Genomic DNA, 21,685 nt, shown 5'->3' on the forward strand with positions numbered 1-21,685 from the left:
ACACCTCCACACCCTTCGGCACCCCAGTCGAACCCGACGTATAAATCACATACGCCAAATCATCCGGACCCACCCCGACCGGCCGCTCCAGCGGAGCCGAATTCACCGCGCCATTGACATTTACCACGTCGATCCAGTCCGGTGCCTCAACTGCCGAACCGTCGCCCAGCACGACCCGGACACCCGCGCTCCGGTAGATCCGCTCCCGCCGCGCTGGCGGCTGCTCCACCCCCACCGGCACATACGCCGCTCCCGCGGCCAGGACACCCAACACCCCCGCTACCTGGCCCGCGCCGCGAGCCACCGAAACCCCCACCACGTCACCGGGCCGCACGCCACGGGCCGTCAGCGCACCGGCGATCCGCAACGCCCAATCTCCGAGCGCGCCAAAAGACGCGCGCCCCGAATCGCCCCAGACCACCGCGACCCGCGAAGAATCCCGCGCTGCCCATTCGAAAAACCCCGAATGCAACAACCCGTCGGGTACCTCGGAACCAGTCGAGTTCACCGCGGCCCGGACCTCCAGGTGTCCCGCCGGGAGCAACCCGGGAATACCTTCGGTCCACTCCGCCTCCGCCAGCCACGCCAGCAAACCCCGGTAGGCGTCGAACATCGCGTCGAGCACGCCGTCGGCGAACAGGTCGTCCACCGCGTCCCAGTTCACGTACAGGCCGCCGTCGCGCTCGGTCACCTGGTGGTCCAGCCACACCTGAGGCGTCTGCGACATCGTCCACACGGGATCGCCGAAATGGCGGCGAACCGCGTCATCGAACAGTTCTCCGAGGCTCATCGCGGTGGTGAACACCACCGGCGCGAGGTGCGCCCGGTCCGGGTGCAGCCGGGCGAGGTCGCGCAGCACCTCGATCCCCGAGTAGGCCGTGTTCGAAGCGTCGGCGTGCAACCGCGCCTGGACCCGGCGCACCTGTTCGGCGAACGAAAGCCCGCCGGGGACCTCCACCCCGAGCAGCACCAGGTTGGTGAAGTCGCCGACCAGCCGGGGAACGTCGGGATGCACCGGCTCCCGGTCGTACACCGGCAGGTTCAGCAGCAGTTCCGACTGGCCGCTCCAGACGGCCAGCACCTCGGCGAACGCGGTCAAGAACACTGCGGACAGCGTCAGCCCGTGCTCGCGGGCCCGCGCGGTCAGCAGGTCGCGCTGGCAGGGCGGCAGCCAGTGGAACCGGCGGGTCATCTGCCGCCCTCCCGCCCGAGGGAGCGGGCGAACCGGCAACGCGGGCGGCGGCGGGAGATCAGGCACCCGCTTCCGCCAGTACTCCCGCGCCCGTTCGCGCGCCCGGGTGCCGTGCTCCCCGCGTTCGGCGAGGTACCGGCGGAAGGTGTAGCCCAGCGGTTCGAGCGACTGCCCGGGGTTCGCGTAGCACGCGGCCAGATCGGAAAGCAGGTTCTGGAAGCTGTGCGCGTCCGAGACCATCATCTCGATCTGGAAGTGCACCCGGCTGGTGCCGTCCGGGAGCCGGGTCAGCCGCACGTCGAACACCTCGCCGCGGTCTACCGCCAGCCTGCGGTGCGACAGGGCTTCGCGGGCCTCCCGCAGGCCCGCTTCCGCGGCTTCCGCGCCGGCTCCGGTCAGGTCGCGCACCCGCAGTCCCGGCCACGGGCTGTCGGCGAGCACCTGCTGGCGTCCGTCGTCGGCGAACCGGCAGCGCAGCATGGCGTGCCGGCGGACCATCTCGCGGACCGCCTCTTCGAGCCGTTCCGCCTCGACGCTCCGGCCGCCGAATTCACAGTAGAAATGCGAACCGACGCCGCCCAGTTCCTGCCCGTCGGCCCGGCCGACCCAGTACGCGTGCTGCATGGTGGCCAACTCGAACGGCTCGGTTGTGTCGTCACGCGCGGGCGCCGTCGGACTGTCCTCAGGAGACACGCTCTCGGCGGTCGCGAGCAGTTCGTGCCATTGGGCGAGGGTGCGGCGTTCGATCAGGTCGCCGAACCCGATTTCCAGTCCGGCGCCGCGCCACCGGGCGGCGAGCCGCATCACCGCGATCGAGTCGAGGCCCAGGCACAGAAGATCGTCGTGGTCGCCGATGGCGGGGGCTGGTTCGTCGAGCAGTTCGCCGATGGCCGTGCGCAGTTCGTCGCGGCTCCAGGGGGCGGTTCCCGCGACATTGGACAAGTGCATGCGGAGCTCCCATCTCGGCAAAGCCGCCGACAGAGGTCATCGGCGCGCGGCCGGCGAGACCGCCGGGCGCACTCGCCCAACGTATCCACCGGGAATGGGAAGAATCAGCTCTCCGGCGGCGTCGGCATAGGACCGGCGAGCCAGCCGCATAAGGCGTCGCGTCAGCCCGCGATCTCCTCGAGCGGCACGTCCGGGGCCGCGGCGACCGCGGTGGCCACCCGGAGGAAACCGGCGACGAGCTCGCGTGCACCCACCTCGTCGAGAATATCCTTGCTGTAGAACAGAACCAGCCGATAGCCGTCCCCGACCGGGGTCACCGTGAACTCCAGGCGGAACCGGTTGCCGATGTCGTCCGGGACAAGCAGTTCACACTCCGCTTCGCCGCACCGGATCCGATATTCCATTTCCGGCATGACCTGGAAAACCAGATCGTCGGCGCGGGCGCCGTCGCTTTCAGGGGTTCGCAGGGGCAGCATCTGGTACGGCAGCTCCTGGTTGAGCAGGGCACCGGTCGCGGTGCGGTGCGTCGCACGCAGCAGGTCCGCGAACGTGGCACGCGGGGCCACGACCGTGCGAAGCAGCACCATGTTGGCCAGAAACCCCACTGTGGCGCGGGTTTCCGGACGCAACCGGTTGGCGAACAGCGAGGCGACGACCAGATCGCGCTGCCCAGTGAGCACGTGCAGCCGAGCGTAGAAAACCGCGAGCAGCACGGCGAACGGCGTGGTCCGCTCCCGTACTGCCAGTTCGTCGAGGCGTCCGGCGACCGAGGGCCCGAGCTGCCCGGCGGCGATCGCGACCGGCCGCGCCGCGTCGCCGGCCAACCGGGGAAGGCGCGGCAGTTCGGCGCCCGCCAGCTGCCGCAGCCAATAGTCCTCCTGACGCCGGAGACCTCCGCTCGCGCGCAGTTCCCATTGCCAGGAAACGAAATCGCGGTACTGCCACTGGACGTCGGGAAGGTCTTCGCCCGAGTAAAGCGCGCACAGTTCACGGAAGAGCACGCCGCAGGACCAGGCGTCGCTGACCAGATGGTGCATCGTGAAGCACACCAGGTGGTCCGTTGTGGACAGTCGCAGGACCAGCGCGCGGAATGAGCACCGGGTGACGTCGATCGGATCGCTCAGTTCCTGGCGCACGGCTTGCCAGGCCGGCTGCTCGGGGTCCTCGGCCGAGGAGAAGTCCGCCAGCCGCGCCGTGACCGGCATCGACTCGTGCACCCGTTGCAGCAGCCGAGGGCCGCGCCCGGCGAACGTGGTGCGCAGCGCCTCGTGCCGGTCCGCCAGAGCGTTCAGCGCCCGCTCCAGCCGGGCCACCTCGAGCGAGCCGCGCACCCGGCACAGCACCGGGCAGCTCAGCGCGCCCAGTTCGCTGCGGTAATGCCGCATCATCCACAGCAACCGCTGGCCCGCCGATGCCGGCGTCTCGACGGGTCCCGGCGCGAGATGCTCGGTCATGCCGGCGGGCGCTCGAGCCGTTCGATCAGCGCGGTCCGCACCGGCGCGCGGAGACCGAACACGAGCAGGAAGGACGCCTCTCGGCTCAGCCGTTGCACCTGGGAGGTCGGAAGCACCGCGGACGTGCCCGCGGCGACCGTCGCGAGCGCGGTCGCCCGCAGCGCCAGCTCCGCCGCCGCGGCCCGGGCCGCGGGCATTTCGTCGTGTGCCGCCAACGCCGCGTCGAGCGCCGCCCGGCAAGCTGCCAGTTCGCTTTCCAGCGCGCCGTCGCCCGCCAGCGCGCTCGCCCGGGCGGCAAGGCCGAGCGAGAGCGCGGCGTGCAGCCGCATGGCGAACGGGTTCGGCGACTGCCAGTGTTCCGGCGGCACCACGGCGGTCACTCGATCCGCGGGCACGAAGCAGCCGTCGAACTCGAGACGGACCGTGCAGGTCGAGTTCAGCGCGACGAGTTCCAGCGGCTCCGCGCGCAGGGCGGGATTCTCCCGCGCGTCCACCAGCAGCCACACCACGTTGTCCTCGGCGTCGCGGGCAGCGGTGTGCACGACATCGACGCCGCCCCATCCGCTCACCCAGGGCGCGGTGCCGTCGATCGTCCAGCCGCCGTCCCGTCGCACGGCCCGAAGTTTCGGCGGCCCGGGCAGCGTCCCCGCCATCGCCAGACCCGCGCGCACCTCGCCAGAACTCAACCGCGGCACCCACTGCCGCGCGGAGTCGCTGTGCATCACCGCTTGCAGCACGCCGAGATGCTGGGTCCAGACGAACGCGGTGGTGAGGCACGCGCCGGCGAGGGTCTCGATCACCGAGCACAGTACCGGGAAGTCCGCTCCGAGCCCGCCCGCCTCGGGCGGGGCGACCAGCCCGTACATCCCGGCTTCGGCAAGGGAATCGAGGTTGCCGGCCGGCAGTTCGCCCGCGGCGTCGGTCGCCGGCGCCGCCGGGCGGAGCAGCTCGTCGGCGAGCCGGGTCGCGGTCCGCAGGACGCCGTCCCGCACCAAGGTGTCATTCACGGCCTACCGCCAATACCGTCGAAGCGAACAGGATCCGGCCGGGACGCCTGCTCGCGTCCCGGCCGGGGGCTCAGGCGTGCGACAGGCGCTTGACTTCCTCGTCGCCACGACGCACGATCTCGTCGTTCTTCAACGTCTCCTTGCGAGTGCTGACCGTCCACATGTGCCCGAACGAGTCCCGCACCTGGCCGGAGCGATCGCCCCAGTAGCGGTCTGCGGGCGCCATCAGCGAAGTGCCGCCGGCGTCCAGCATCTGCTGGTGGGTGGCGTCCACGTCGTCGACGTATACGTGCAGCATCACCGGAGTGCCGCCCACGGTGTCGGGCGACAGGAAGCCGAGTTCGGGGAACTCGTCGGAGACCATGAACCGACCCTCGTTGATCCGCAGTTCGCAGTACCACCACTTTCCCTCTTCGTTGCGCTGCCCGCCCATGATCTCCGCGCCGAACAACTGCCCGAGGAGATCGACGTGCGCCTGCGCGTCCTTCGAGACGATATGGGCGGTGATGCCCGGGTAGAGATCGGGAATGTTCTTGCCGGCCATTAGCCATCCTCCTGCGAGAGCGGTCATGGGCGAACGGGGACCGAACGCGGTTTCCCGTGCGCCGTCAGGATTTCCCGCGGCGCACGGCCCATATCACTCCGCATCCGCGACAGCGTCAAGGAATGCCGGGACTCTGCATAGCCGAGCCGGAGCGGCGCATTCCCGGCGGCCAGCGGTCACCGCGTCATCCGCCGGTCCACCCGCACCGCGAGCGGCACCGCGACAGCCAGCCCGCCGACGATCCAGGCCAGCGCGGGCCACAGCGAGGCGAAATGCAGCGTCCCTTCGAGGGAACTGCGCATCGCGCGCACCATCGCGGTCAGCGGATTGATCTCCGCGACCGGCTGGAGCCAGTTCGGCAACGCCGACACCGGGACGATCCCGCCGGAGATGTAACCCAGCGGCAGCACGAAAAGGTTGATCATCCCCGACACGTCCTCCGCGCTCTTCGCCCGCAGGGCCAGAACGACCACAAAGGACGCGAGCATCGCGCCGATGCCCATCGGAGCCAGCAGGTACACGAGCGCCTCCAGCAGGTTTCCCTGGAACCTCGCGCCGAACAGCAGCCCGATCAGGGTCAGCAGCACCACCTGCGCCCCGGTCACCAGCGCGTCCGCGCCGATCCGGCCGATCAGCATCACCGACCGGCCGATCGGCAGCGACCGCAACCGATCGAGGTAGCCCTCCTCCGCGTCCCGCTGGACGGCTCCGCCGGAATGCGGGAGCGCGAAACCGAGCGCGAACGCGATCACGCCCGGCAGCGCGAAATTCGCGTAGTCGGCATAATTTCCTTCGGGCAGCACCGTCTTGGCGAACGCCGCGATGAACAGCACGTAGAGCAGCAGCGGGATGACGAGCGCGCTGCCGATGATCTCCGAGATGCGCAGCGTCCGCGTCAGGTTGCGGCCGATGAGCAAAGCCGATTGAACCACCATGTGTTCGTCACCCGTCCCGTCGGTAGCGGCGGGCGGTGAACACCAGCCAGAGCACGCCGAGTCCCACCGCCCACGCGGCCGTGCCGAGCAGTGCGGCGCCGTTCACGCTCGCGTCGGTCGCCGCGCGGAGCGCCTCGCTGGCCAGCGAAACCGGATTCACCTGCGCGACCGGGCGGAGCCAGGAGGGGAAGTTGCTCGCCGGCACGAAGGCGCTCGACACCATCAACGACAGCATCACCAGCGGCAGGATCACCGCGGTGGTGGCCTCCGGATCGCCGGTGCGCAGCCCGACCAGGCCGCCGCCGACGGAGAGGACCGCGATCAGCACCGCGCAGACCGCGACGAACTGCAGCAGCGCCGGAAGGTCGGCTGGCAGCCGGAAACCCAGCGCCGCGCCGCAGCCGACGATCACCACGATCGAGGCGAACCCGCGCACCAGGTCGGCCCCCACCCGGGCGAGCACGATGCCCGCCCACGGCATCGGCATCGACCGCCAGCGGTCCAGCAACCCGGCCCGGATGTCCATCCCGATGCCGAACGCGGCGCCCATGCCGGTGAAAAGCACGGCCTGCACGACCATCGCCGGGGTCACCCACTGCACGTAGTCCAGTCCGCGCTGCCCGCTCAGCTTGTCGAACAGGGCCAGGAAAAGCAGCATCACCATCAGCGGCATCACGATCGCGGACACCAGCACCATCGGATACCGCACCATGAGGCGGACGTGGCGGCCGGCCAGCACCGCGGCCGGCCGCACCACTCCGGTCACCGCCGGTCCTCCCCGTCGTGCCCGGTGAGGGAGAGGAAGACCTCGTCCAGGGTCGGGCGCCGGAGCTGGATGTCCTCCACGTCCAGGTCCGCGGCGCGCAGTTTCTCGGTCGCGGCCATCAGGGTGGCCAGGCCGCCGGGAGCCGGAATGGTCACCGCGTGGCGCTCCTGCCGGACCGAGACCTCGGCGCCCGCGAATTCGTGCAGCAGGCCGGCGGCGGTCTCGGCCTGGCGGTCGTCGGCCAGTTCGGCGACGCAGACCGCGGAGCCGACCCGTTGCTTCAACGCGTCCGGGGTGCCCTCGGCGATCACCACTCCGCGGTCGATCAGCACGATGTGGTCGGCCAGTTCGTCCGCCTCCTCGAGGTACTGCGTGGTCAGCACCACCGTCAGCCCGTCCGCGCGCAGAGTGCGGATCATCTGCCATACCGCGAGCCGGCTGCGCGGGTCCAGCCCCGCGGTCGGCTCGTCCAGGAAGAGCACCTCCGGCTTGCCGATGAGCGCGATCGCCAGGTCCAGCCTGCGCTGCATCCCGCCCGAGTACGTCGACGCGCGCCGCTGTCCCGCCTCGACAAGGTCGAAGGATTCGAGCAGTTCGGTCGCCCGCTGCTGCGCCGCTTTGCGGCCGAGCCCGAGCAGCCGCCCGATCAGGATCAGGTTCTCCTTGCCGGTCAGGATCCCGTCGACCGCGGCGTGCTGGCCGGCCAGCGCGATCGCGGAACGGACGCGCGAAGGTTCGCGGACCACGTCGCGGCCGGCGACGCGGACCGTGCCACCGGTCGGCCGGGCCAGCGTGGTCAGGCAGCGCACCGTAGTGGTCTTGCCGGCGCCGTTCGGGCCGAGCAGGCCGAGTACCTTGCCCGCCGTGACACGCAGGTCGATCCCGTTGAGGACCTCCTGTTTCCCGTAAGTCTTGCGCAGGCCCTCGACCTGCACGCTCGCCGCGGTCTCGCTCCGCTGGGCCGTCGGCCCGGTGGTATCGGTCGTCATCCCTTCGCCTTTCGTTGTCGTTCGCCTCGCCGCGGCCGCCGCTCAGTCGAGCAGGCTGGCCAGCTTCTTCGGAGCAACCTGGCGGTAGGACTCGCGGATGATCTCCGCGACCTCCTCCCAGTTCAGATCCACGTCCAGGCGCACGCCGACCCATCCGCTGCGCCCGACGAACGGCGGCACGAAGAACCGTTCCGGCTCCTCGCGGACCATCTCGTCCTGCGCGTCCGGCGGCGCGGGGCACCAGATCGTCGGGCGGTCCCCGTCCCGTTCCAGCTCCACGTACATCGTGAAAACCTTCTTGCCCCGCACGAAGAACGCCGGCACGCCGTGGCTGGGCCGCTCGCTCGTCTCCGGCAGCCCGAGACAGACCTCCCGCAGCCGGGCCAGCGGATCGGGCGCGGGGTCCTTCTTCTTCCGGGCGGTCATGTCCTTCGCTCCTTCGCCGCTCGTGTGTTCTCCGGTCGCGTCGAGATCAGCCACCGATGCCCGAACGGGTCGAGGATCACCCCCGAACGGCCGTAGGGGTACTCGGTGACCGGCCGGGACAATGTCGCTCCCCCGGCCAGCGCCCTGGCGACCGTCGCGTCCACATCGGACACCGCGAGCATCAGCGTCTGGCTGACCCCGCCCACTTTCTTCGGCCCGAGCACCCCGTGCTCGGGCGCCTCGTCGGCCAGCATCAGCACCGAATCCCCGAGGATCAGCTCCGCGTGCCCGACGCGCCCGTCCGGCATCTCCATCGGTGCGCCCCTTCGACGGGCGCCGAAGACCTCCGCGTACCACTCCAGCGCCTCCCGCGCGCCGTCGACGCTGAGGTAGGCGGTCAGCGTGCCCGGCGCGACGTCCTCGCCTTCGCCAGGCCCGGACGGTTCCGGTTCCGGCGACCCGATCCGCAGCAAGGCCTGTTCCAGCCGGGCGCGCAGATCCGCGGCGAATTCCGGATCCGGGTCGATCGGGACGATCGGCGCCCGCAGGCTGTCCAGCACGTCGGTCATCGCGCTTCTCCCCGCTCCTGATAGGCGAGACGGAATGCGGTGCGCGCCCGCACCAGCAACCCCTCGGCCGAACGCACGCCCCGGCCGAGGTACTCGGCCACCTGCGGCACTGGGAGGCCGTCGAGATAGCGCAGCGTCAGCGCCGCGCGGTAGTGCGGCTCGAGGTTCTCCAGCACCTCCCGCACCACCATCGCGTCGAGCCGTTCGTCCCACGGGTCCTCGGGCTCCTCGCGCCGTCCGCCGAGCACCTGGAGCCCGCGCCGTTCGCGTTCCTGTCTTCGCCAGTGGTCGACCAGCTTGTGCCGGGCGATGCCGATCAGCCACCCGACGGTGATCACCGGCGGGATCTCCAGCTGGGTGCCGTTGACGGCGGCGAGGAAGGTCTCCGCGGTCAGGTCCTCCGCCAGCGCGCGAGCTCCGCAGCGGGAAAACAGGTACCCGTACACCTCGGGCAGTGCCTCGTCGTAGAGCTCGAGCAGCCTGAGCCTCGGGTCCGGCTGAACTTTCGGACGTGGGGTCACATTCCCATCATCGTTCCGGGGGCGTTCGCTCCGACGTTCCACGCCGAAATTCTTTCGATCCGGGGCGTCTCGCGGGGCCGTTCACTCATGCGTGTCACCCGTTTCGCTGATGCCTCTCGTGTCCCGGCGGCCCGCCGGGGCCCGATCCGGTGGTAGCCATGAAGAGCCGCAGCCGAAAACGGAAAGGCTCGCCGATGAAATCGCGGATCGACCTGGAATCGGTGTTCAAGCTCAGCGAACTCGCGGACTACATCGTGCCGTTCGCCATCCGGGTGGTCTGCGACCTGCGCATCGCCGACCTGCTCGTCGCCGGGCCGCGCCCGGTGGTCGAGCTGGCCGCGGAATCGGGCACGCACGCCCCCTCGCTGCAGCGCGCGCTGCGCGCCCTCGCGTCGAAGGGGATCTTCGCCGAAACGGACGACGGCGACTTCGAGCTGACTCCGCTGGCCGAACCGCTGCGCGGCGACCATCCGCTGTCGCTGCGCGAAGCGTTTCCCTTGCTGCCCGGCGAAATCAAGGCTTGGTCGAACTTCGACCACACCATCCGGACCGGGCGCTCGGCGTTCGAGGAAGTGCACGGCACCTCCTGCTGGGACTACCTGGAGCGGCATCCCGAAGAGGGGGCCCGCTGGCTGCGTTCCCAGCAGGCGGCGACCGCGCTCGAGTCACGCAGCCTGCTGTCCGCTTATCCGTGGGCCCGCTTCGGCACGGTGGCCGACCTCGGCGGGGGGAACGGCGCCTTCCTGGCCTCGCTGCTGGGCAGGTTCCCGGAAATGCGCGGCGTGCTGTTCGATCTGCCTCACGCCGCGCGCAACGCACCGGCGGCCCTCGCCGAAGCCGGCGTGGCCGACCGCTGCGAAGTGGTCCAGGGCAGTTTCCTCGAGGACGCGCCCGGCGAGATCGACCTCTACCTGCTCAAGCGCGTGTTGTACGGCCTGGACGACGAGCAGGCCGGGACCGCGTTGCGCAACGTCCGGACGGCGATGAAGCCGGACAGCCGCCTGCTGGTGCTGGAACCGGTGATCGAAGCGGGGAACCGCGAGGACGTCGGGAAGCTCTACGACCTGTTGCTGATCACCATGACCGGCGCCGGCGCGCGGACCGAGGAGCAGTTCGCTTCGCTGACCGCCGCGGCCGGGCTGCGCGTCGTGTCCTTCATCCCGACGCCGATGCTCAAGATCGTGGAGATCGCGCCCGCGTAGCCGCGGCCGCGAGCCGTTCGATCCGCGCCACCGCGCGGGCGCCGTCCGCGCATTCGGCGATATGCCCGGCCATGTCCCGCGCGGCGCGCGCGTACCCGGGCTCGACCAGCACCTCGCCGATCGCTTCCCTGATCCGCGGGGGCTCGGCTTCGGCGTCGAGCGCGATTCCCGCGCCGCAGGCCTCTGCCCGCGCGGCGTTCTGGTAGTTGTCCCGGCCGCCGGGGAGGCACACCACGGGCACGCCGTGCGCGAGCGCGTCCTGCACGGTGAGCAGCCCGCCGTGGGACACCACTGCATCAACCGAGGGCAGCAGCCGGGCGTGCGGGACGAACCGCTCGACCGTCACCCCGGGCGGTGCCCGGAAGCCGGCTGGATCGAGCCCCTCGCCGAGCGTCACGACCGCGCGGGCACCGAGGCCCTCGAAGGCGTCGAGCACCCGCTGCGCGAGAGATTCCTGTGCCATGTAGGTACTGCTGAGACTCACCAGCACCAATGGCGTCCGGTTCGGTTCCGGCACTGGCGCGCCAGCCGCCGGAGCGCGCGGGTCGGCGAAGATCGGGCCGACGTAGTGCGTGTTCTTCGGCAGCGGCTCGGGAGGTTCGTCGAGCTGGGCCGGGCAGTTGACCAGCACGAGATCCGCACGGGACCACAGTTCGGCGTGGTAGCTGCCGGGTCCGTCGAGCGCGTCCAGTCCGATCTTGGCCCGGCCGCCATTCACGATGAACCGCCCGCGCGCCCATTCCGCAGCGTAACCGCCGTCGAGCCATGGCCGGTACAGGTTGTGCACGAGCACCGCGGTGGCCGCTCCCGCGCGCTCCGCTCCGCAGAGCGCGCCGACCGCCATGTGGTCGATCACCACCGTGTCCGGGTGCAGTCGCTCGATCGCGTCCATGGTGTCGTAGGCCATTTCCGGGCCGAGCAGGTGCAGCGTGAAGGCCGGCAGGTTCCGTTCGATCGGCTGGCCCGGTTCCGGCGACCAGGAGGTGGCGCGGCGGAACGGGTGAAACGGCAGCCCCGCCCGGCGCACGCGATCGCCCAGGGTCGCGGTGCCCATGAGGTCGACCCGGTGCCCGCGCGCCGCCAGCCGCCTGCCCAGGCCGAGGAAAGGCTGCACCGCGCCGCCGCCGTCCCAGCCGACCAGCAGCAGGCTCGCCTGGCGCCCGGTCATGTCAGCGCTGCCCGGCCGCGGTCCAGGGCCGCTCGATCCCGGCCCGGCGCGCCGCTCGCCAGGCCCGGCGCAGGCCGTCGGCGAAGAAGGCGCGGTTGACCCAGTACAGCTCCAGCCAGATGTTGTCCGGGTCGCGCAGCCAGATCTGCACCCCGGTCTCGAACGGGGATTCGGTGATCTCCGACCGCGCGACGCCCGCCCGGTCCAGGTGCTCGGCCCACCCGGTCAGCGCTTCCCGGTCCGGGACGTGGAAGGCCAGGTGGTGCAGGCCGGTCCGCGACTCGTCGAACGGGCTGGTGTCCCCGTCCTCGGTGGCGCCGAGCACGACCGAGGCCAGCGACGCCGGATGCACCAGCGTGCAGAACCGGAAACCGGATCCGTCCGGCGAAACGTCGTTCACCGAAACGAATCCGAATACCTCGCAGTACCACGGAACGCTCCGGTCGAGATCGGAAACGGTGAGATTGATATGAGTATTGCCGTCCAAGGCTGGCACGTTATTATTGTAACGTCCAGATGTGCGCGCGTGCTTGGCGTGTTATGCCGAAACCGCTCGCCGCGAACCGGCTCGGCGCATACCCGAAGGCCGGTTCGCCAGACGCCTCCCAGACGATCGGAGCCTGTCGTCGTGCTACCCGGATTTGTTGCTTACCCAGAGGATGTGGCCGACCGCTACCGCCGGGAGGGGTACTGGACCGGCGCTCCGCTCGGCGAGATCGCCCGAGCCGAGGCCCGCCGCGACGGATCCCGCGCCGCGATAGTTTCGACGCGGGAATCCGTCAGTTATGCCGAACTCGATAATTGGGCGGACGCGATCGGCACCGGTTTCCGCGAACGCGGCATCGGGCCCGGCGACCGGGTGATCGTCCAACTGCCGAACATTCCCGAATTTCTCGCGGTCGCGCTCGCGCTGTTCCGGATCGGCGCGATTCCGGTGTTCGCGCTGCCCGCCCACCGCAGCGCCGAGATCTCCTATCTGAGCGAGCACGCCGACGCGGCCGCCTACGTGATCCCCGACGTGCACCAGCGGTTCGACTACCGCGATCTCGCCCGGGAGGTCCGCCGGGCACGGCCCGCGCTCCGCGAGGTCGTGGTCGCCGGCGAACCGGCCGAGTTCACCGCGCTCGCCGCTTTCGGCCGCGGCGGCCGGCCGCTCGCGCCGGCCGCGGTGGATCCCGAGGGCCCGGCGCTGCTGCTGCTGTCCGGGGGGACCACCGGCCTGCCCAAGCTGATCCCCCGCACCCACGACGACTACGCCTACCAGCTGCGGGCCACCGCCGAAGCCATGCGCTTCGGCCGCGACGGCGTGTACCTGGCGGCTCTTCCGATGGCGCACAACGCCGCGCTCGGCTGTCCCGGCGTGCTCGGCGCGCTGGCCGCGGGCGGGGTCGTCGCGCTGGCCGGGAACCCGAGCCCGGACCAGATCTTCCCGCTCGCCGAGCGGACCGGCGCGACGCTGACCACGCTCATGCCGAGCCTGCTGCGGCTGTGGGCGGACACCGCCGGGCTTTTCGGAGCCGACCTGTCCGGCCTGGTGGTGGAGGTCGGCGGCGCGCCGCTGTCCGCCGAGACGGCAGACCGGGTCGCGGGCGCGCTCGGCTGCACGCTGACCCGATGGTTCGGCATGGCCGAGGGTCCGCTGATCTTCACCAGGCTGGACGACGAGCCAGCGGTGCGGCTCGGCACCGAGGGGCGGCCGCTGTCCGCCGCGGACGAGCTGCGGGTGGTGGACGATCAGGGGCAGGACGTCGCGCCCGGCGAACCGGGCGAGTTGCTCGTGCGCGGCCCCACCACGTTGCGCGGCTACTACGACAACGCCGAATACAACGCCCGCACGTTCACCCGGGACGGGTTTCTGCGCACCGGCGACCTGGTCTGCCGCACCGCCGAGGGCAACCTGGTGGTGCGCGGCCGGGCACGGGATGTGATCAACCGCGGCGGCGAGAAGATCCCCGCCGAAGAGGTCGAAACCCATCTGCAAGCCCACCCCGAGATCGACGAGGCCGCTGTGGTCGGCGTGCCGGATCTGGCCCTTGGCGAGAAGACCTGCGCCTTCGTGGTTCCCGCCGGGGGCCCGCCGACCTTGGCCGGGATCAAGAACTTCCTCACCGGTGCGGGGCTGGCCGAGTTCAAGTTCCCGGACCGCCTGCGCGTCGTCGAAACGCTCCCGCGCACCGGTGCCGGCAAGATCGACAAGAACGCGCTGAAGGCGGCCGCGGGACGACGCGCCGATCAGAACCCGCCGGCTCCCGGCTCGGCGCCCGCGAGCAGCCCGCCGAGCGAGGCGTAGAAATCCCGTCCCGCCGAGAAGTGCTGGGTCACCGTGTGCGCGTCGCGCAACCGCCGCTGCAGCGGCGAGGTCTCGTACACCGCCGAGCCGCCGCCGAGCCGGTGTGCGGCGTCCACGACACCGGTCGCCAGCGCGACGGCGCGCGGTCCCGCGGCGCGCAGCCGGGCGCGTTCCAGCTCGGTCGGCTGGTGCCCGCTCGCCGCCGCGGCGTCGACCGTTTCCACTTCGCTGGCCAGCAGCGCCCGCGCCGCGCACAGCGACATGAACGCCTCGCCGAGCTGGTCTTGGAAAACCGGCGAACCCGCGAGGCCGCGGGTGCTGAACGCGGGCCGTTTGCCGTCGGCGGCCAGCCGGGCGACCGCGTCCGCCGCACCCGCCGCGATGCCGCACGCGGTCGCCGCGACGACCAGGCCGCCTTGGTCTCGAGGGGTGATCCGCAGAGCCGCCGCGCCGCCGCCGGGGATCGGTTCGTCCAGCCCGCAGGTGCGCTCGTCCGCGCACGGCATCCGGGTCACGCGCACGTCGTGGCTGCCGGTGGCCCGCAGCCCGACGACGTGCCAGGTGTCCAGGATTTCCACCTGCTCGGCGGGGAGCAGCACCATGCGCAACGGGGGCAGCCCGTCCTCGGCGGACCGGGGCACGCCGCGGTGGTGTTCGAGGCACTGCAGGTAGATCCAGGCGGCGTTCTCGCATCCGGTGACGAACGGCCACTGCCCCGACACCCGCCAGCCGGCCGGCTCGCGGGTCGCCCGGCCCTTCGGCGCCACCGCGCCCGCGCCGAGGACGTCCGGGCCGTCGGCGTAGATCTCGTCGGTCGCCGCAGCCGGGAAATGCGCGAAGATCAGCTGGGCGATGTAGATCTGCCCGACCGTCCAGCCGACCGCCCCGTCAGCGCGCGAGATCTCCTCGATGACCCGCAGCACCTCGGGCACGGCCAGGTCGAGGCCGCCATAGCGTGCGGGCACGCCCATCCGGAGCGCGCCGGCCGCGGCGAGCACGTCGAGCAGATCGGCAGGCACCCGCCGGTTCAGTTCGCATTGCTCGGCCCGCTTCGCGATCTCCGCGGTCAGTTCGCCGATTTCGGCCGGATCGATCCTCGTCGTCACCCCAGGTCCTTTCTCTCGGCCGCTTCGGGCAGAGCACCAGCGAGGAACGACGCCCAAACCCGGCGTCGCTTCGGCTTCCCGCTCGTCGTCCTCGGCACGGTGCCCGGCGGCACCCGCACCACCACGACCTCGGCGCCCTCGCTCCGCCCGCGCAGGATCCGCTCCGCCGCGACGCGGCAACCCCGGTCTCCCTGTTCCAGCACGCCCACCACCACCGGGGCGCGCTCGCGCTCGCCGAGCAGCACGGTGTACCGCTCGATCGGCAGGCCCAGCGGCGTCAGCGCGAGTTCCAGGTCCTCCGCGAACAGCGTCCGGCCGCGGATCTTCAGCGCGTCGCCGAGCCTTCCGAACACGTACAGCTGCCCGTCGACCAGGAACCCGGCGTCCCCGGTGTACACGGCATCCCCGGCGAACCGGGTCTGCGTCCCGTCCGGCACCGCGCCGAGATACCCCGCCGCCACCGAGTCGCCGCGCACCACGATCTCGCCGACCGCGCCTGCCGGCAGCGGGGTGCCTTCCTCGTTCACGATGCTCGCGCGCATCCCCGGCAGCACTCGGCCGCAGCCGACCAACGGAGCCCCTGACGACACGGCGCGCGTCCCCCACTGTTCGCCCAGGGGCAGGCCGGTCACCGCCAGCGTGGTCTCGGCCAGCCCGTACGCGGGCAGGATCGCGCTTCGAGAAAGGCCGTGGGGCGCGCACAGCCGGTAGAACCGGTCCAGGGTGTCCGCCCGGATCCGCTCGGCGCCGACCACTATCGCGCGCCAGCGCGAGAAATCCAGGCCGGCCAGCTCCCGCGGGGGCACCCGCCGGGCGAGGTAGTCCAGCCCGAACGCGGGCATCGCGGTGAGCGCGGCGCCGTCTTCGCCGAAGCAGCGCAGGTAACGCAGCGGCCGCCGGAGAAAGTCCTCCGGGCGTATCAACCGGATCGCCGCGCCGTGCACGACCGGGGCGAGCAGACAGCCGACCAATCCCATGTCGTGGTGCACCGGGAGCCAGCACGCGGCGGTGTCCTCCGGAGTGATCCGCAGCCACTGTCCGATCGCCGCGACGTTGGCGGCCAGCGCGTCGTGCGACACGCAGACGCCGCGGGCCGCGCCGCTAGTGCCCGAGGTGAACTGGACCAGGGCGTGTTCCGCGAGGTCTCGTTTCCCGACGGTGCCACCGGCTTCGGCCAGCAGCGCGTCGAAGGTCACCGCCTTCGGCGCATACGCTTCGACGCGGTCCAGCAGATCGGCGTCCATCAGCACGCACGCGGGATCGGCGGCCGCCAGCACGGCGGCGGCGGCGCGCCGGTGCTCGTTGCCGTCCTGCAGGGCCAGCGGTGGCGCGAGCAGCGTCGGGGTCGCCCCGGCGAGCATCGTGCCGAACAGCGAAGCCACCATCCGGGGCCCGGGCCGGGCCAGGACGGCAACCCGAGCACCGGGCTCCACCTCGCGTGCCGCCAGCGCGGCAGCGCACCGCTCGACGAGGCGGGCCAGCCGGGCGTAGGACCAGAAATCCCAGCCCCCGTCGGGTTCGGCGAACCGGATCCCCCGTTCGGCCGACGGGCGCTCGAGCCAGTCGAGCAGGCCACGGACCGGCACTCAGCCCTCCCAGTGGATCAGCCCGATCCCGCCGTAGCGCCGCAATCCCTTGCGCAGGTCGAGGATCTCCTCCGTCCGGTACTCCGGCCGGATCCGCTGCCAGAACTGGTCCACCTTGCACCAGCCCAGCCATTCCGGCGGGGGCAGGATGTCGTGGAAACCGATCAGCCCGCCCGGCCGCACGAATTTCGCGTAGTCGCGGAAATCCTGTTCGACCCCGGCCTCGCTGTGGTCCGCGTCGATGAACAGGAAATCGACGCACGCCTCGCCGCCCAGTATTCCGGCGACCGCGCCGACGGTTCCGGGATCGTGCGAATCGGCCCGGACGACTTCGACCCGCTGCCGTTCCCGCGCGCAATCCCGCAACGCGGTCACGACCGCTTCCTCGCTCACCTGGTAGTCGAACTGCTCGTTCGCCTTGTCCAGCGACACCAGCAGGGCGTCCTCGGCCGCGACCTTCGCGAACGCCCAGAACGCGCCGCCCGCTCCGGCGCCGATCTCCAGCAGCACCTTCGGCGGCCGCGCCGCGAGCAGTTCGAGCAATTGCGAGAATTCGCGTTCCTTCTGCATCGCGCCCCGGCGGCGCGCCTCGACCGCGAGTTCCGTTACCGACATGCGTTCCTCACCGATCTTCCGTACGCGGATTGCGAAGTCACGACACCAGAACCAGGCTGAGCCTATCGGCGCGGGCCCGGCGCCGGTTATGAGAACCGGCCGGCCCGGCCATGCCCGCCGCGCTCAGCCGCCGCGCCGCCAGTAGGCCCCCCATTCGTCGATCGACTCGATCGGATCGTCGATCCCGTGCTCGGCGCGGTATTTCGCCACCGCGAGCCGGCAGGCGGGCAGCCCGTAGTCGTCCACGATGACGAACCCGCCCGGGGAGAGCCGGGGGTAGAGATGCGCGAGCGAGTCCATTGTGGACTCGTAGAGGTCGCCGTCGAGGCGCAGCACGGACAGCCGCTCCACCGGCGCGGACGGCAGCGTGTCGCGGAACCAGCCCGGCAGGAACTCGACCTGGTCGTCGAGCAGTCCGTAGGTCGCGAAGTTCCGCCGCACGGTGTCCAGGGACACCCCGAGCACCTCGTTGTACTCGTGCAGCCGGACCCGGCGGTCGCCGGGATGGCCCTGAGCCGGAACCTCCGGCATGCCCTGGAACGAATCCGCCGCCCAGACCTTGCGATCACGCACCCCGTGCGCCCGGAGCACCGCGCGCATGAAGATGCACACCCCGCCCCGCCACACCCCGGTCTCGATCAGGTCGCCGGGCACGTCGTCGGCCAGCACGGTTTCCACGCAGTGCTGCACATTGTCCAGCCGTTCCAGCCCCACCATGGTGTGCGCGCTGCTCGGCCAGTCGTTGCCGCGCGCACGCTGGGCCAACTCGAACCCGCTGTCTTCCTGGTATTTCGACCGGGCCACCGGCGGGTCCCGGTAGATGACGTTGGTGAGCACCTTCTTCAACAGGTCCAGGTAGTCGTTCGCTGCCGTCTCGAGCACGGGCATCTTCCTCACCTTCCCGGGAACGCGCACCAGGTCCGCCCGACGCTACCCCGACCCGCGTACAGCCCCTGGATTCCCGCGCGCACAACGCATCGGTGGCACCCGGCAACGCATAGTCGATCGGCACCGGAACCGCCGCAGCGCCCCTAACGTGGCGTCGTGGACTGTCCGGACGCGACACAGGGACGGGAGCCGATGACCGAAGCTTCGGGCACGCCCAGCGAATACGTCGCGAAGGTCGTCGCGAGATCGGCGGATCTGCGACGCCTCGACCCGAAGGCCCGCCGGCTGGTGAAGCTGCTGTGGGCGGCGCGCGGCGGGATCACCCACGAACTCCCGGTGGCGCAACAGCGCGCGAATCTTCGTGCGCTGTTCGCGAACCTCCCGCAGGACAACGGATCAGCCCGTGACGAATCGTGCGCCGAGGTGGACGTGCCGCTGCCGGGAAGGACGCTGCGGGCCCGGTGGTACGGCGAGCACGCGACCGGATCTGCGCCGATCCTGCTCTATCTGCACGGCGGCGGCTGGACGCTCGGCGACCTGTGGCTCGCCGACAGCCAGTGCCGCGAACTCGCGGCGGCCTGCTCCGCGCGAGTGCTCAATCTCGCTTACCGGCTGGCGCCGGAGAACCGGTTCCCCGCCGCCTACGACGACGTGGCCGACACTGTCGACTGGCTCAGGGAACGAAACGATCCGCGCCGCATCGTGCTCGTCGGCGACAGTTCGGGCGCCAACCTGGCGGCCGCGGTCGCGCAGGCAAGGCCGGACGCGATCGCCGCGCAGGTGCTGGTCTACCCGCAGGTGGTCACCACCGCCCGCGGCGATCTGCTGGACCTCCGCTACGACGATTTCTTCGTCAGCGCCGAGGGCCTGGCCAGTTTCGAGCGGCTCTACCTCGGCGGCGCCGACCCGGCCGACCCCCGATTCGCCCCGCTGCTCGGCCCCGGGCTCGGCGGGCTTCCCCCGGCGCTGCTCGTCCTGGCCGAATGCGATCCGCTGCGCCCGCACGGGGCGGCCTACCACCGGGCGCTGTGCGCGGCCGGGACCCCGGCGCAGGCGCGCACCATGCCGGGGATGATCCACGGTTTCTTCGGGCTGTCGTCGGTGCTGGCCCCGTCCGCCGAAGCCGTGCACGCGATCGCGGACTTCCTCGCTCCGCTCCGCACCGGACCGAATCTGCTGGAGAAACGATGACCGCCGCCGACCCGCGGACCAGGGCGTTGACCGTGCGGCTGTGGCTCGCCTGCCTGGCCACCCAGGAACAGCTGACCATCTATCTCGGCGTCCGGCTCGGCCTCTACCGTTCCCTGGACACGCCCGCGACCCCGCGGCAGCTCGCCGGACGCGCCGGAATCGCGGTGCGGTACGCGACCGAATGGCTGGAACAGCAGGCGGTCGCGGGGATCGTCGAGGTGGACGATCCGGCCCGCCCGCGGGACGAGCGGGTCTACACGCTCCCTGATCCACATCGGACAGTCCTGGTCGAGACGGCGGATCCCTCCGCCATCGGCTCGCTCGCGGTCCTCCCGCTGGGCGGCGTGGCGCTGGCCCTGCCCGAACTGCTCGCGGCGTACCGCAGCGGCGCCGGCGTGCCGGACGCCGTCTACGGCGACGATTGGCGGGTCGGCCATTCCGGTGCCAACCGGGCCTTGTTCACTCACCAGTTCCCCGGCTGGATCCGGCTGGCCATGCCCGACGTGCACGCCCGGCTCACGACCGGCGACGCGCGCGTGGCCGACGTCGGCTGCGGCGCGGGCTGGGCGAGCATCGCGCTCGCGCTCGCTTATCCCGGTGCGCGGATCACCGGCTTCGACGTCGACGCCGAGTGCCTGGAACAAGCGCGCCGCAACGCGGCCGACGCGGGGGTCGCCGAGCGAACGGAGTTCCGCGTCCAGGACATCGAAGCAGCGGCCGACGAGCTGACCGGCCGTTTCGATCTGGTGTGCGTGCTGGACGTCCTGCACGAACTGCCCCGGCCGGTGCCGACGCTGCGAACCTGCCGGTGCCTGCGTTCCCCGGACGGCGCGGTGCTCGTGATGGACGCACGGGTGCGCGACGCCTTCACCGCGCCCGCCGACGAGGTGGAACGTTTCCAATACGCCACCAGCGTTCTGCACTGCCTTCCGGCCTGCCTCGCCGACCCGCCGTCGGCCGGAACGGGAACCGTGATGCGGGCGGACGACGTGCGTGCCTTCGCCCGCGACGCCGGTTTCGCCGAGGTGGACGTGCTGCCGGTCGAGGAACGGTTCCACCGGCTCTACCGGCTGCGGGGCTGAAGGGCGTTCAGCCGGCGAGCACGCCGCGCTCGCGCAGCAGCGGGATCACGCCCTCGCCGAACCAGTAGGCCTCCTCGATGTGCGGCTGGCCGGAAAGGATCAGGTGGTCGAGCCCCAGCGAATGGAACTCCTCGATCCGGTCGGCCACCTCCCCGTGGCTGCCCACGAGCGCGGCCCCGGCGCCCGGGCGCACCAGGGCGTAGCCCGCCCAGACGTTCGGGTAGACCTCCAGCTCGGCTCTCCCGCCGCCGGTGAGCGCGGCCATTCGCCGCTGCCCCTCGGACTCGCTGCGCGCGAACCGGCGCTGCGCCTGCTCGATCCGGGCCGGGTCCATGGTTTCCAGCAACCGATCGGCCACTGTCCACGCCTCTTCCGACGTGTCCCGGGCGATCACCTGGAACCTGGTACCCGCCTGGAGCTTCCGGCCGCGGCCGTCCGCCGCCGCCCGGAGCAGGTCGAGGTGCTCGGTCAGCTGCGCGGGTTTTTCTCCCCAGCACAGATAGATGTCCGCGTGCTCGGCGGCGACCTCCTTGGCCGCGCCGGAGGATCCGCCGAGGAAGATCTCGGGCAGTTCCCGCGGCGGCCGGGCGACCATCGCGCCGGACACCCGGTAGAATTGGCCGGAGAAGTCAAAAGGCTTGCCGCGCAACGCTTCCCGCAGGACAGTGAGGAACTCGGCGGACCGTGCGTACCGTTCGTCGTGGCTCAGCCAGTCCCCGTATCGCGCCTGCTCGTCGCGATCGCCGCCGCAGACGACGTTCAGCTGGAGCCTGCCGCCGGACAGCCGCTGGTAGGTGGCGACCATCTGCGCCGCCAGGGTCGGCGACAGGAATCCCGGCCGCAGCGCGACCATGAATTTCAGCCGGTCGGTCTCCCGGGCGAGGGCGGCGGCGACCAGCCACGCGTCCTCGCAGAACAGCCCGGTGGGCGTGAGCACGCCGGCAAACCCCAGGCCTTCCGCGGCCCGGGCCACCTGGATGAGGTACTCGATGTCGGGTTCCCGTCGCAGATCCCGTTTGTCCCGCGCCCGGGCGACCTCGCGACCGTCTCCGTGCGAGGGCAGGAACCAGTAGAGCCGCAAAGACAAGGGTCGCTTCCTTCCCTGGGGCGCGCGCCTCGCGAGCACGCGCCTTCGCGTCCCGATTCTCGCCGCCGCCGTCGCCACTGCTCAACCTCCGGCCGGTCATCGGCATAGCGGAGGAGAAC

The 21,685-nt window shown here is 71.3% G+C and carries 21 protein-coding genes; 4 read left to right on the forward strand and 17 right to left on the reverse strand.

The window, feature by feature from the left end:
- From ABZX37_RS42200 to ABZX37_RS42245, 10 genes are all read right to left on the reverse strand, one after another.
- On the reverse strand, positions 1-2,140 hold a 2,140-nt coding region (locus ABZX37_RS42200; RefSeq protein WP_354749475.1), incomplete at its 3' end, for a condensation domain-containing protein.
- Between the two features lie 161 nt (positions 2,141-2,301).
- Complete coding sequence (locus tag ABZX37_RS42205; RefSeq protein WP_354749477.1) at positions 2,302-3,594, reverse strand: condensation domain-containing protein; 1,293 nt, start codon at positions 3,592-3,594, stop codon at positions 2,302-2,304.
- Positions 3,591-4,601 (reverse strand): acyl-CoA dehydrogenase family protein, encoded by a 1,011-nt coding sequence (locus ABZX37_RS42210; RefSeq protein WP_354749479.1) that lies wholly within the window; start codon positions 4,599-4,601, stop codon positions 3,591-3,593. The genes ABZX37_RS42205 and ABZX37_RS42210 overlap by 4 nt, the downstream gene beginning before the upstream one ends.
- Before the next feature lie 70 nt (positions 4,602-4,671).
- Positions 4,672-5,145, reverse strand: coding sequence for a VOC family protein (locus ABZX37_RS42215; protein WP_354749481.1), 474 nt, complete (start codon positions 5,143-5,145; stop codon positions 4,672-4,674).
- A 176-nt stretch (positions 5,146-5,321) separates the two neighbouring features.
- Positions 5,322-6,080 (reverse strand): ABC transporter permease, encoded by a 759-nt coding sequence (locus tag ABZX37_RS42220; RefSeq protein ID WP_354749483.1) that lies wholly within the window; start codon positions 6,078-6,080, stop codon positions 5,322-5,324.
- Positions 6,081-6,087: 7 nt separating this feature from the next.
- Positions 6,088-6,846 (reverse strand): ABC transporter permease, encoded by a 759-nt coding sequence (locus ABZX37_RS42225; protein ID WP_354749485.1) that lies wholly within the window; start codon positions 6,844-6,846, stop codon positions 6,088-6,090.
- On the reverse strand, positions 6,843-7,835 hold the full coding sequence (locus ABZX37_RS42230; RefSeq protein ID WP_354749487.1) for an ATP-binding cassette domain-containing protein: 993 nt from the start codon (positions 7,833-7,835) through the stop codon (positions 6,843-6,845). The genes ABZX37_RS42225 and ABZX37_RS42230 overlap by 4 nt, the downstream gene beginning before the upstream one ends.
- Before the next feature lie 42 nt (positions 7,836-7,877).
- On the reverse strand, positions 7,878-8,261 hold the full coding sequence (locus ABZX37_RS42235; RefSeq protein WP_354749489.1) for an MmcQ/YjbR family DNA-binding protein: 384 nt from the start codon (positions 8,259-8,261) through the stop codon (positions 7,878-7,880).
- Entirely contained in the window at positions 8,258-8,830 is a 573-nt protein-coding gene (locus ABZX37_RS42240) for a VOC family protein (RefSeq protein ID WP_354749491.1), read from the reverse strand. Before ABZX37_RS42240 ends, ABZX37_RS42235 begins: the two co-directional genes overlap by 4 nt.
- Positions 8,827-9,351, reverse strand: a complete 525-nt coding sequence (locus ABZX37_RS42245) for an RNA polymerase sigma factor (RefSeq protein WP_354749492.1) — start codon at positions 9,349-9,351, stop codon at positions 8,827-8,829. Before ABZX37_RS42245 ends, ABZX37_RS42240 begins: the two co-directional genes overlap by 4 nt.
- A 194-nt stretch (positions 9,352-9,545) precedes the next feature.
- Here ABZX37_RS42245 and ABZX37_RS42250 point away from each other — a divergent pair, with 194 nt between their 5' ends.
- Positions 9,546-10,553, forward strand: coding sequence for a methyltransferase (locus ABZX37_RS42250; RefSeq protein ID WP_354749494.1), 1,008 nt, complete (start codon positions 9,546-9,548; stop codon positions 10,551-10,553).
- Here the strand turns inward: ABZX37_RS42250 and ABZX37_RS42255 are convergent.
- Positions 10,525-11,721, reverse strand: a complete 1,197-nt coding sequence (locus tag ABZX37_RS42255) for a glycosyltransferase (protein ID WP_354749496.1) — start codon at positions 11,719-11,721, stop codon at positions 10,525-10,527. The genes ABZX37_RS42250 and ABZX37_RS42255 overlap by 29 nt on opposite strands.
- Position 11,722: 1 nt before the next feature.
- Complete coding sequence (locus tag ABZX37_RS42260) at positions 11,723-12,217, reverse strand: VOC family protein (RefSeq protein ID WP_354749497.1); 495 nt, start codon at positions 12,215-12,217, stop codon at positions 11,723-11,725.
- A 165-nt stretch (positions 12,218-12,382) separates the two neighbouring features.
- Here ABZX37_RS42260 and ABZX37_RS42265 point away from each other — a divergent pair, with 165 nt between their 5' ends.
- Positions 12,383-14,011, forward strand: coding sequence for an AMP-binding protein (locus tag ABZX37_RS42265; protein ID WP_354749499.1), 1,629 nt, complete (start codon positions 12,383-12,385; stop codon positions 14,009-14,011).
- Here the strand turns inward: ABZX37_RS42265 and ABZX37_RS42270 are convergent.
- The 4 genes from ABZX37_RS42270 to ABZX37_RS42285 all read right to left on the reverse strand — a co-directional run bounded on the left by ABZX37_RS42270 (position 13,954) and on the right by ABZX37_RS42285 (position 18,206).
- Complete coding sequence (locus tag ABZX37_RS42270; protein ID WP_354749501.1) at positions 13,954-15,117, reverse strand: acyl-CoA dehydrogenase family protein; 1,164 nt, start codon at positions 15,115-15,117, stop codon at positions 13,954-13,956. The two genes, ABZX37_RS42265 and ABZX37_RS42270, sit on opposite strands and share 58 nt — an antisense overlap.
- On the reverse strand, positions 15,114-16,703 hold the full coding sequence (locus ABZX37_RS42275) for an AMP-binding protein (RefSeq protein ID WP_354749503.1): 1,590 nt from the start codon (positions 16,701-16,703) through the stop codon (positions 15,114-15,116). Before ABZX37_RS42275 ends, ABZX37_RS42270 begins: the two co-directional genes overlap by 4 nt.
- Entirely contained in the window at positions 16,704-17,318 is a 615-nt protein-coding gene (locus tag ABZX37_RS42280) for a class I SAM-dependent methyltransferase (RefSeq protein ID WP_354749505.1), read from the reverse strand.
- A 123-nt stretch (positions 17,319-17,441) separates the two neighbouring features.
- The gene (locus ABZX37_RS42285; protein ID WP_354749507.1) at positions 17,442-18,206 is read right to left on the reverse strand and encodes a TylF/MycF family methyltransferase; all 765 of its coding nucleotides are present in this window, start codon (positions 18,204-18,206) and stop codon (positions 17,442-17,444) included.
- A 192-nt stretch (positions 18,207-18,398) separates the two neighbouring features.
- Here ABZX37_RS42285 and ABZX37_RS42290 point away from each other — a divergent pair, with 192 nt between their 5' ends.
- Both ABZX37_RS42290 and ABZX37_RS42295 read left to right on the forward strand, forming a co-directional pair.
- Positions 18,399-19,397 carry an alpha/beta hydrolase gene (locus tag ABZX37_RS42290; protein WP_354749509.1) on the forward strand — a complete coding sequence of 333 codons (999 nt, stop codon included), beginning with the start codon at positions 18,399-18,401 and terminating at the stop codon, positions 19,395-19,397.
- On the forward strand, positions 19,394-20,479 hold the full coding sequence (locus tag ABZX37_RS42295; RefSeq protein WP_354749511.1) for a methyltransferase domain-containing protein: 1,086 nt from the start codon (positions 19,394-19,396) through the stop codon (positions 20,477-20,479). Before ABZX37_RS42290 ends, ABZX37_RS42295 begins: the two co-directional genes overlap by 4 nt.
- A gap of 7 nt (positions 20,480-20,486) precedes the next feature.
- Here the strand turns inward: ABZX37_RS42295 and ABZX37_RS42300 are convergent, their stop codons facing one another.
- Positions 20,487-21,566: an LLM class flavin-dependent oxidoreductase gene (locus ABZX37_RS42300; protein ID WP_354749513.1), complete on the reverse strand. Its 1,080-nt coding sequence runs from the start codon at positions 21,564-21,566 to the stop codon at positions 20,487-20,489.
- Between the last annotated feature and the right edge of the window lie 119 nt (positions 21,567-21,685).

It is taken from the genome of Amycolatopsis sp. NPDC004079, assembly GCF_040610415.1.
GTDB lineage: Bacteria > Actinomycetota > Actinomycetes > Mycobacteriales > Pseudonocardiaceae > Amycolatopsis > Amycolatopsis halotolerans.

Bases quoted from the DNA above. Each gene is read 5' to 3' on its own strand.
- ABZX37_RS42205 (WP_354749477.1), bottom strand. From the start codon at position 3,594: ATGACCGAGCATCTCGCGCCGGGACCCGTCGAGACGCCGGCATCGGCG.
- ABZX37_RS42215 (WP_354749481.1), bottom strand. From the start codon at position 5,145: ATGGCCGGCAAGAACATTCCCGATCTCTACCCGGGCATCACCGCCCAT.
- ABZX37_RS42220 (WP_354749483.1), bottom strand. From the start codon at position 6,080: ATGGTGGTTCAATCGGCTTTGCTCATCGGCCGCAACCTGACGCGGACG.
- ABZX37_RS42230 (WP_354749487.1), bottom strand. From the start codon at position 7,835: ATGACGACCGATACCACCGGGCCGACGGCCCAGCGGAGCGAGACCGCG.
- ABZX37_RS42235 (WP_354749489.1), bottom strand. From the start codon at position 8,261: ATGACCGCCCGGAAGAAGAAGGACCCCGCGCCCGATCCGCTGGCCCGG.
- ABZX37_RS42240 (WP_354749491.1), bottom strand. From the start codon at position 8,830: ATGACCGACGTGCTGGACAGCCTGCGGGCGCCGATCGTCCCGATCGAC.
- ABZX37_RS42250 (WP_354749494.1), top strand. From the start codon at position 9,546: ATGAAATCGCGGATCGACCTGGAATCGGTGTTCAAGCTCAGCGAACTC.
- ABZX37_RS42255 (WP_354749496.1), bottom strand. From the start codon at position 11,721: ATGACCGGGCGCCAGGCGAGCCTGCTGCTGGTCGGCTGGGACGGCGGC.
- ABZX37_RS42280 (WP_354749505.1), bottom strand. From the start codon at position 17,318: ATGTCGGTAACGGAACTCGCGGTCGAGGCGCGCCGCCGGGGCGCGATG.
- ABZX37_RS42285 (WP_354749507.1), bottom strand. From the start codon at position 18,206: ATGCCCGTGCTCGAGACGGCAGCGAACGACTACCTGGACCTGTTGAAG.
- ABZX37_RS42290 (WP_354749509.1), top strand. From the start codon at position 18,399: ATGACCGAAGCTTCGGGCACGCCCAGCGAATACGTCGCGAAGGTCGTC.
- ABZX37_RS42295 (WP_354749511.1), top strand. From the start codon at position 19,394: ATGACCGCCGCCGACCCGCGGACCAGGGCGTTGACCGTGCGGCTGTGG.